Origin of the sequence: Catenulispora pinisilvae (assembly GCF_015356865.1) — a bacterium.
GTDB classification, from domain to species: Bacteria; Actinomycetota; Actinomycetes; order Streptomycetales; family Catenulisporaceae; genus Catenulispora; species Catenulispora pinisilvae.
In genome coordinates, this window is record NZ_JAAFZA010000079.1 from 30,771 (window position 1) to 40,608 (window position 9,838).

Consider the following 9,838-nt stretch of genomic DNA (forward strand, 5'->3'; position numbering starts at 1 on the left):
CGGGGAACTAAACCCGTGCCGCCGACTGCGGAAGGTGCGGGCGCCGTTACCCAGAGCGGATGATTTTAGGAGTCAGATGACTAAATCGTAAGAATCGCAAGATCGATGCCGTAATCAGCCTTCACGTGGTACACACTGGGGATCCACGCGCAGTCCACCTATGTCGGACAGCGACCGCAGCCGCTCCGGCAAGGCAGGGAAGATGCAAGTTGAGCTCAAAGACCGTGGCGACAGCCTCGGTCTGACCGGCGAGGCGGACTACATCACCGGCACTGCCGTGATCCCTGTTCGGGTCTCGGTCCCGACTGGTGCTTCGACCTCGAATCCGACCGTGACCTCGGTGCCAGCCGAAACGGCTCCGGCTCCGGCTCAGGTTCCGGCTCAGGCTCCAGCTCCGGCTCCGGCTCAGGCCGCGGCCGCGTGCCCGGATCTCCGCCCGATCGCCCCGGTGACCCCCGAGTCCCCGGCCGCCCTGTCGACCCGCGGCCTGACCGTGACCGTCAAGCACCGCGGCGTGGTCAAGACCCTCCTGGACGACGTCGGCTTCGACGTCCCCGCGCAGGCGCTGGTCGCCGTCGTCGGCCCCTCCGGCTCCGGCAAGTCGACCCTGCTGCGGGCCCTGGTCGGCTCGCGTCCCGCCGACTCCGGCGAGGTCCGCTACGCCGGCCGCGAACTGTGCGCCGAGTACTCCGAGCTCCGGCACCGAATAGGCCTGGTCCCGCAGGACGACGTCCTGCACGCCCAGCTCACCGTCAAGGCCGCCCTGCGCTACTCCGCTGCCCTGCGCTTCCCGGCCGGCACCACCGTGGAGCAGCGCGAGCGCCGCATCGACGAGGTCCTGACCGACCTGCGCCTGACCGAGTTCGAGGGCAACAAGGTCGCCACCTTGTCCGGCGGCCAGCGCAAGCGGGTGTCGGTGGCCCTGGAGCTGCTGACCAAGCCTTCGGTGCTGTTCCTGGACGAGCCGACCTCCGGCCTGGACCCGGGCATGGACCGCGACGTCATGCGCATGCTGCGCTGCCTGACCGACGAGGGCCGCACCGTGCTGGTGGTCACGCACTCGGTCGCCGAGCTCCAGGCGTGCGACCTGCTGCTGGTGATGGCGCCCGGCGGGGGAGTGGCGTACTACGGACCGCCGCGGGAGGCGCTGGCCTTCTTCGAGTGCGAGACCTGGGCCGACGTGTTCCACGCGTTCTCGTGCCGGCGGGACAACTACGACTGGGCCGCGGCGTATCGGTCGTCGGCGTACTACCTGAAGTACTGCTCGGAGGCGTTCGGCGAGGCGACGATCCCCAAACCGCGGTCTTCGACCGAGGACCTTGGTCCCGGGGCCGGTCCCGGCGAAGCCGGGACGACCTCGGCTGACGGCGCCACGGCTGCCTCAGCCGCCGCGGCCCCAGCCATCGCCCCGAAGCAGACCCAGGCTCAGTCCCAGCCTCAGCCTCGGTCCCAGCCCCAGGCTCAGCCTCGGTCCCAGACTCAGCCCCGGGCTCAGTCTCAGCCCCGGGCCCAATCCCAGACTCAGCGCCAGCCGCGCGCCGAGCAGAGCTGGGGCTCCCAGCTCCGCACCCTCATCCGCCGCTACCTCGCCGTCATCGCCGCCGACCGCGGCCACCTGATGCTGCTGGCCACGCTCCCGATGATCATGGGCGTCCTGAGCCTGGCCATCCCGGCGTCCTCCGGACTGGCCGCGGCTTCCAACGGCGACACGAACACCGACGCCCCGACCGTCCTTCTGGTCCTGGCCGTAGGCGCCTGCCTGACCGGCGCCGCCAACGCGGTCCGTGAACTGATCAAGGAACGCGGCATCTACGACCGAGAACGCGCCGCGGGCCTGTCCCGCTCGGCGTACGTGATGTCCAAGGCGATCGTCCTGGGCGTGATCACCGCGACGCAGACGATCGTGCTGTCGGCGGTGTGCCTGCTGCCCCGCAAGCTCCCGGCGCACGGTCTGCTCATCTCCGGCACCGCGGTCCCCGAGCTGATGCTCGCGGCCGTCCTGCTCGGCGTCACCTCGATGCTGCTCGGCCTGGTGGTCTCGGCGATCGTGCGCACCACCGAGAAGACCATGCCGCTGCTGGTGCTGATCACCATCGTCGAGGTCGTGTTCTGCGGCTCGCTCTTCCCGCTCTTCCACAGCGTCGGCCTGGAACAGCTGGCCTGGCTGTCCCCCTCCCGCTGGGCGGTCGCCGCCGAGGCCGCGACCATCAACCTGCCGGGCATCATGGGCCCGCCCCAGGGCCGTACCACCACCGACCCGCTCTGGCAGCACTCGATCATGCAGTGGAGCGCGGACATCGGGATGCTCGTCGTCCTCGGCGCGACCTGCCTGGTGCTGGTACTGCGCCTGCTGCGGCGGCACGAGTCCTCGCTGCTGCGCGGCTGCTGAGCTGTTCTGAGCTTTCTTGACTCATCCTGAGTTTTCCTGAGGTGTCCTGAGCCGTCCTGAGTCGCCGTACAGTCAGTGACCTATGCGACGATCGCCGGATGAGCTTTGACCGCTTCGAGCAGGTGCTGGTCCAACAAGACGAGAGAACCGGCCTGCACGCGGTCATCGTCATCCACGACACGACCCTCGGCCCGGCCCTCGGCGGCGTGCGCATGCACCCCTACCCCGACGAGGCCGCGGCCCTCGACGACGCCCTGCACCTGGCCAAGGCCATGACCCTGAAGTCCGCGGCAGCCGGCCTGAAACTCGGCGGCGGCTGGAGCGCGGTGATCGGCGACCCGGCCCGCGACAAGACCGACGACCTGATGCGCGCCCACGGCCGCCTCATCGCCACCCTCGGCCCCGGCCGCTTCATCCCGGTCAACGACGTCGGCACCACGCAGGCCGACATGAAGCTGATCGGCGGAGAGACCGCGCCGGTGTGCGACTCGGGGGACCCTTCGCCGATGACGGCGCTCGGGGTGCTGGAAGGCATCCGCGCCTGTTTGCGTGCGGTGGGCGGTGATGGTGGCAACGGCATCGGCGGCGCTACTGGCATCGGCCCCGGCACTGGCTCCGCTGCTGGCACCAGCACCAGCACCAGCACCGGCCCCGGCGGCGACGGCGACGGCAATCTGGCCGGCGTCCGCGTGGCCGTCCAAGGCGCCGGCAACGTCGGCTCAGCCCTCGCCGACCTCCTCGCCGCCGAATCCGCCGACCTCCTGATATCCGACACCGACCCGACCCGCGCCACAGCAGTGGCCACCCGCGTCGGAGCCCGCGTCGTCCCACCCGCCGACCTCGTCACCGCCGACTGCGACATCCTCGCCCCCTGTGCCCTCGGCCCGGTCGTGACCGACACGACCCTCCCCGCCCTCCGCTGCCGCGCAATAGCAGGCGGCGCGAACAACGTCTTAGCCGCGCACCACCACGCCGCCGCCCTCGAAGCCCGCGGAATCCTCTACGCCCCCGACTTCTGCATCAACGCCGGCGGCCTGATCTACCTTGAGGAACAACTCCTCGGCCACGACGAGGCCCAAGCACGAACCCGCGTCCGAGCCGTCGGCACCCGCGTCGCCGAAGTGATCGCCTACGCCCGCCACTCCGGCGTCACCACCACCGACGCCGCCACCGAGCTCGCCCGGGCCCGATTGCTGGCGTGAGCTGGCGTGAACTGGCGTGAAATCGTGAACGCATGACCACCAGAACAGCGCATGGCCATCAGAACTCTGTCGTGGTGCTCCACTGCCCCGCCTGCGACCGCGACTACCCCCTCCCCGACCTGGCCTGGCGCTGCGCCACCTGTCAAGGCGTCCTCGACCTCGCCGGCTTCACCCCGACCTTCCCGGACCCGACCGCCCTGTCCGGCCGCGCCCCCACGCTCTGGCGCTACGCCGAAGCCCTGCCCCTGGCCGAACCCGCCGCCATCACCCTCGGCGAGGGCATGACCCCGCTGGTCACCGCGCCCGGCCGACCGGACGTCCGCCTCAAAGTCGACTACCTCATGCCGACCGGCTCGTTCAAAGACCGCGGCGCCGTCATGCTGGTCGCCCTCGCGCAGAAGCTGGGCGTCGCGCGCCTGGTCGCCGACAGCAGCGGCAACGCCGGCACGGCCATCGCCGCCTACGCCGCCCGCGCCGCCATCGCCTGCGACGTCTACGTTCCGGCCGCCACCTCGCCCGGCAAGGTCGCGCAGCTCCGCGCGTACGGCGCCACCGTCCACCAGATCCCCGGCTCCCGCGAGGACACCGCCGACGCCGCGGCCGAAGCCGCCGACCGCCCCGGCACTCTCTACGCCAGCCACGTCTACAACCCCTACTTCTTCCACGGCACCAAGACCTACGTCTTCGAACTCTGGGAACAACTCGGCGGCCGCCTTCCCCACACCCTCGTCCTCCCGGTCGGCAACGGCACCCTCGTCCTCGGCGCCTATATCGGTGCGCGCGAACTCCTCGCCGCCGGCCTGATCGACCGCCTGCCCCGCATCGCCGCCGTCCAGGCCGCCCCCTGCGCACCGCTCGCCCAAGCCTTCCGGGCCGGACAGCCGGTGCCCGCGCCGATCGTCCCCGAGCCCACCGTCGCGGAGGGCATCGCCATCGCCCGCCCGGCACGCGGCGCGCAGATCCTCGAAGCGATCTTCACCACCGGCGGCGCCATCACGACCGTCACCGACGACCAGGTCAACGCCGCACACGCCGCCCTGGCCCGCGCCGGTCTGTACGTGGAGCCCACGGGCGCGGCGTGTTGGGCCGCGCTGTCCGCCGGCCTCATCGACGTGCCCGAACCTGCTTCCAGCCGCGACCTGCCCGATTCACCCTCCGCAGTCGCCCCGCTCTGTGGCAGTGGCCTGAAATCCAAGCCCCCGGTGTCCTGAGGAGCACTCTGATGATCCGCACATTCCACGTCGGCGACGGCCCGGCGCTCGCCGCGGCCTGGACCGCGTCCGCCCCCGCCGACCCGATCACCTACCACCGCTTCCGCGATCTGTTCCTCCTCGACCGCAACTTCGACCCGGCGGGCCTGCACGTAGCCGTCCTCGACGACCAGATCGTCGGCGCGGCCTACGCCGTCCGCCGCCTCATAGCCGCAGACGCCGACAACCTGGAGCCCGAGACCGGCTGGATCCCCTTCTTCTTCGTGCATCCAGACCACCGCGGCCGCGGCATCGGCCGCGATCTGATGACCGCCGCCCTGACCTGGCTCCGCTCCCACGGTCGATCAGAGGTCTTCTTCTCCTCCTACACCCCGAACTACTTCCTCCCCGGCCTCGACGCCGCCCGTTACCCCGATGCGCTCCACCTGTTGACCGCCCTCGGTTTCGAACGCCACTACGACGCCGTCGCCATGGACCGCAGCCTGGTCGGTTACCTGATCCCGGCCGAAATCCGTAAGCAGATCAACACCCTCAGCGCAGATGGCTACCACCTGGGCACCCCGACCGACGACGAACTGACCGCCCTGATCGCCATCGCAGGCCTCGAATTCAACCCAGACTGGGCCCGCGCGATCCGCGAAGCCGTCGTCGCCGGGCTACCCCTGGACCGCATCATCATCGCCCGCGATCCCGCCGGCCGGCGCCTCGGCTGGGCGATGCACGCGACCTACGAAGGCGCGCTGGATCGCTTCGGCCCCTTCGGAGTCCTGCCCGCGGCCCGCGGCACCGGCCTCGGCGAAGTCCTCCTCCACCTGACGCTGGAACGTATGGTCGCCGCCGGCGCGCACAGCGCCTGGTTCCTGTGGACCGGCAAGGAAACCGCCGCGGGGCGGCTGTACCTTAAAACCGGCTTCGACATCACCCGCACGTTCACGATCCTCCGGGCGCGGCTGCTCTCGCCGCTGCCTCTGTCGTAGCACCCGTCAGCCGATCAGCGACTTGAGTCGCGAATAAGCCACCTGCGGCTGCCGTCACCGTCAGCCGTGACGTGCCGCGTCAGCCCCGAATCGCCTCGACGATGCTGAACACCGCCAGCACTCCCATGATCGCCGCCGCGACCCGGGTGACCACCGTCAGCGGCACCACCTTCAGCAGCCCGCGCCCGCCGACGATCGCCAGCCCGGCCACCGCCCACAGGCCGAGCGTGGCGCCGATGCCGACCGAGATCGGGTCGTGGTACTTCGCCGCGAGGTTGGCGGTGACGATCTGCGTGAGGTCCCCGAACTCGGCGACCAGGATCACGCCGAAGCTCATCCCGGCGACCCGCCGGAACGTCGCGGGCTTGTCGCCCTTGAGCTCCAACTGCTCGTCCTCTTCTTCCTCTTCTCCGTGGCGCCCGCGCAAGAGCAGGATCGCGCCCATCAGGAACAGCGCGCCGACCACCGCGTGCAGCACGCGGCCGGGCAACAGGGTGAGCAGACTTCCGGCGGCGATGGCGATCACTACGTGCACGAGGAAGGCCGCGGCCGTGCCGACGAAGACGTGCAGGGGTCGGTAGCGGCTGCCGAGGACCAGGGAGGCCAGGGCCGTCTTGTCCGGCAACTCGGCCAGGAAGACGACGCCGAAGACAGTCAGGATGACGAGCAGATCCACGATGGGCGGGTCCTTCGGATCGGGCCGCGTCCGAGGTCCCGATTCCGGGGAGACTTCGGCGCGGCAGCGTTCGCTGCTGGGCCGAAGGTCTTGCTCAACACCCTTGCGGGCATCCCGGGGGCCGGGCCCGAGGCGGGCCAGTATGTCGACGTCCCGGCGTTGGAGCTACTCCCCTTCGCGTGCCTCCCAGGGTAGCAGCCCTGCTCGCCGCTCTCCTGTGCCTGCCGACCGCTTCCGCGCCAGCTTCCAGCTATACATCCGATCTATAGGCCTTGTGGGGTTCCAGGTGGCCATGCTTGGCCATGTTGACCGAACCCTTGTCGGCAAGTCATCCGATGACTACCCTCCACCTCGTGACCAACGACCAAGAACCGCCCGGCTTCGCCCGCCGCAATCTGCTGCGCGGTGCCGCGGTCGGCCTGATGACCGCTGCCATTCCCGTCTTGGCTCTACAGAGCGCGATGGCCTCGACGACTTCGACTGATCCGACGACTTCCGCTGATCCGACGACCTCCGTACCGCGCACGCTGTTCGCGCGCCCCGGCTCCGGTGCGCCGCGTTGCATCACCAACACCATGGACGACGACCGCGCCTGGGCCGCGTTCCTCGGCCGACAGGATCTGGTGTGGCAGAACATTCCCACCTCCTGGGACGAGGGCCCGTTCCTCGGCAACGGGCGTCAGGCAACGCTTCTCTATCGCGATGATTCGGCGGGTTCGACTGCGGGCTCGCCTGGACGGTTGCGGCTGGAGGTCTGCCACAGCGAGGTTCAGGACCACCGCCCCGAGTACTGGCCCACGTTCGGTCTGGCGCGACTCCCGGTCGGCTACTTCGATCTGATCACCGCGGGCACGGTGACCGACGTCGACTGGCGGCTTTCGCTGTGGGACTCGACGCTGAGCGGGACGATCACGACCACCGCGGGCACCATCGGGTTGCGGCTGCTGATCCACGACCAGCGGGGCGTGATGATCGCAGAGCTCTCACCCAGTGCCGGCGAACGGGCCGCGACATGGGAGTTCCATGCGCTTCGCGCTGTGGCGGACCGTGCCAATCCCGCGTGGAAGAAGCCGCTTCCCCCGGGCTACCTCGACCACCCCAACCCCGAGGCCGTGCTCACCAGCGACGGTGACATCGAACTCTGCGTTCAGGAGATGCTGGCCGGCGGACAGACGGTCACCGCTTGGCGTCAGACGTCTCGTGCCGGTACCAGCACGTTGTACTGCGCGACTGCGCATTCGTACCCTGAGTCAACGGCGCAGGACACTGCGACGCGCCAGGTTCGCCAGGCGGCTTCGGCCTCACGATCGGCTCTCGCTGCCGAGCACGAACAAGCCTGGCATGCCTTCTACCGCAAGAGTTTCCTGTCCATCCCGGACGCCCGGCTGGAGAGCTTCTACTGGATCCAGCTCTACAAAATCAACGCGGGGACCCGGTACGACGCCCCGATCATGGCCACCACCGGCCCCTGGTACATCGCGACCCGCTGGCCGTGCGTGTGGTGGGACATGAACGCCCAGGTCGAGTACCTGCTCATCCACGGTTCCAACCACCTGGAACTGGACGCGCTCACCGGCACGTTCCGCGACAACCAGGCGAACCTGATCGCCCAGGTGGGTTCGGCGTACCGGGCCGACAGCGCCGGCCTGGTCCGCACCACGGACCGGTTCCTGGACGGCGGCCTCACCCCGGTTCCGATCCCCGGCGACACCAGCGCCCCGGCCGGCTCCGAGCAGGAGATCGGCGACCTGCTGTGGGCGACCTTCTGCGTCTGGCTGTCTTGGCGGCACAGCATGGACCGTCACCGCCTGGCCGACACTGTCTACCCGGTGCTTCGCAGAGCAGTGAATTACTATCTCCACTTCCTGACACCCGGCTCCGACGGCGACTACCACCTGCCCGCCACGTACTACCCGGAGCACATGTTCATCGCGGATTGCAGCTACGACCTGGAGCTGCTGCGCTGGGGCCTCGGCGCCTTGCTGGACGCGATCTCGCGCCTTGGCGTCTCGGACGCGCGGGTGGGGGAGTACCGCGAGGCACTGGCGCGTCTAGCACCACAGACCTCTGATTCGACCACCGGCCTGAACATCGCCCCGGACTTCCCGCTGCCCGGCTCCCAGGCCGGCTACAACTACCTGCTGGCGATCTGGCCCCTGTACACGCTCACCTGGGACCAGCCGGAACATCGAGAGCTGATACGCACCTCACTGGAGTACTTCTGGAAGGATCGCTCCAACTGGCTCGGCTTCACGTACGCCGGCGCCGCTTCCCAGGCCGCGCTGATGGGCATGGGCGACCAGGCACTGGAGTTCCTGCACGAGCAGTGGTCGTCGAAGGTGCCGGTCACCGCCAACACGATGTACGCCGAAAGCCTCGCCCCGGTCATCGAGAGCCCGCTGGGCGCCGCGCGTGGGTTGCAGGACATGCTCTGCCAGAGCTGGGGCGGCGTCATCAGGGTCTTCCCCGCAGTACCGACCACATGGCCTGATGTAACGCTCCACGACTTCCTGACCGAAGGCGCCTTCCACCTCTCCGCCGTCCGCACCGACGGCACCACCCGCTGGATCCGCCTCCTCAGCCTCGCCGGCGAGCCCCTACTCCTACGCGCCGGAATCGCCGGGCCCCTCGACGTCACCGCCCTGCACACCGGACGCCCGATCGCCTGGGACCAGGTCGACGACGAGACCATCCGCATCCACGCACGCGCCGGCGACGAAGTGCTCATCCGCCCCGCCGGGAGCACGGATGCCCTGGTCATCGCCCCTGTCGCCCCCTCGGCCCCAGCCCCGTCCTGGGGCCTGCCGACCTAGAAGACACCTACCGTCTAGGAGACGTTTCCTTGCCCAGGAGGCGCTTCCTGCCGATGAGGCGGCCACCTGCCTCGGACGCCGCCGGTCTTAGCACGCCGCTGTCCTAAGGCGATTGCATTTCAGGCGCTTGCTCTTCAACTGCTTGCTTTTCCGCCCACCCGGTCACGTCGATGATGTCTCGGGCAATGTCGACAGCCGCGCGCCCGTCGGTGTGTATGCGATGCACCCCGGCGGGCGCCGTCGCGTCCAGGTGCAGCGCCATCTTCTTGCCCCGCACCACGTGCGCCTCCAACTGGCTGCCCACCTCACGCCCACCCAAGCGCTTCCTCGCGGTGTCGTCATCGGCGGTCAGCAGCACCGAGATGACGCGCGCACCACCCATCGCCCGCACCACGAGGTCGGCATCAAGGATCGCCACAGTATTGGTGTAGATCAGCCGCCGACACCCCAACACGGCATAGTTCCCCCACACCGCAGCCAGGTTCGCCTCCGTAATCCCACTCCGATCCGGATCCCCAACCGGCGCCGGAAAAATCTGGTCCAGGTAGTCACCCTCCACCAGCGCATGCC

Annotated in this window: 7 protein-coding genes; 5 read left to right on the forward strand and 2 right to left on the reverse strand. The window is 69.4% G+C overall.

The window, feature by feature from the left end:
- The first annotated feature begins 202 nt into the window (after positions 1–202).
- The 4 genes from IZR01_RS22000 (at position 203) to IZR01_RS22015 (ending at position 5,779) form a co-directional block, all read left to right on the forward strand.
- Positions 203–2,389, forward strand: coding sequence for an ABC transporter ATP-binding protein/permease (locus tag IZR01_RS22000; protein ID WP_194924950.1), 2,187 nt, complete (start codon positions 203–205; stop codon positions 2,387–2,389).
- A gap of 98 nt (positions 2,390–2,487) precedes the next feature.
- Positions 2,488–3,591: a Glu/Leu/Phe/Val family dehydrogenase gene (locus IZR01_RS22005; protein ID WP_194924951.1), complete on the forward strand. Its 1,104-nt coding sequence runs from the start codon at positions 2,488–2,490 to the stop codon at positions 3,589–3,591.
- A 32-nt stretch (positions 3,592–3,623) separates the two neighbouring features.
- The gene (locus IZR01_RS22010; RefSeq protein ID WP_194924952.1) at positions 3,624–4,802 is read left to right on the forward strand and encodes a pyridoxal-phosphate dependent enzyme; all 1,179 of its coding nucleotides are present in this window, start codon (positions 3,624–3,626) and stop codon (positions 4,800–4,802) included.
- Positions 4,803–4,813: 11 nt separating this feature from the next.
- Positions 4,814–5,779: a GNAT family N-acetyltransferase gene (locus tag IZR01_RS22015; RefSeq protein ID WP_194924953.1), complete on the forward strand. Its 966-nt coding sequence runs from the start codon at positions 4,814–4,816 to the stop codon at positions 5,777–5,779.
- A 79-nt stretch (positions 5,780–5,858) separates the two neighbouring features.
- Here IZR01_RS22015 and IZR01_RS22020 read toward each other — a convergent pair whose 3' ends face one another.
- Complete coding sequence (locus tag IZR01_RS22020; protein ID WP_438939645.1) at positions 5,859–6,458, reverse strand: TMEM165/GDT1 family protein; 600 nt, start codon at positions 6,456–6,458, stop codon at positions 5,859–5,861.
- Positions 6,459–6,808: 350 nt separating this feature from the next.
- On the opposite strand from IZR01_RS22020, the gene IZR01_RS22025 reads away from it, so the two are divergent.
- On the forward strand, positions 6,809–9,268 hold the full coding sequence (locus IZR01_RS22025) for a glycosyl hydrolase family 95 catalytic domain-containing protein (RefSeq protein WP_194924954.1): 2,460 nt from the start codon (positions 6,809–6,811) through the stop codon (positions 9,266–9,268).
- Between the two features lie 103 nt (positions 9,269–9,371).
- Here the strand turns inward: IZR01_RS22025 and IZR01_RS22030 are convergent.
- The coding region (locus tag IZR01_RS22030) for a hypothetical protein (protein WP_194924955.1) at positions 9,372–9,838 on the reverse strand (467 nt) is incomplete at its 5' end.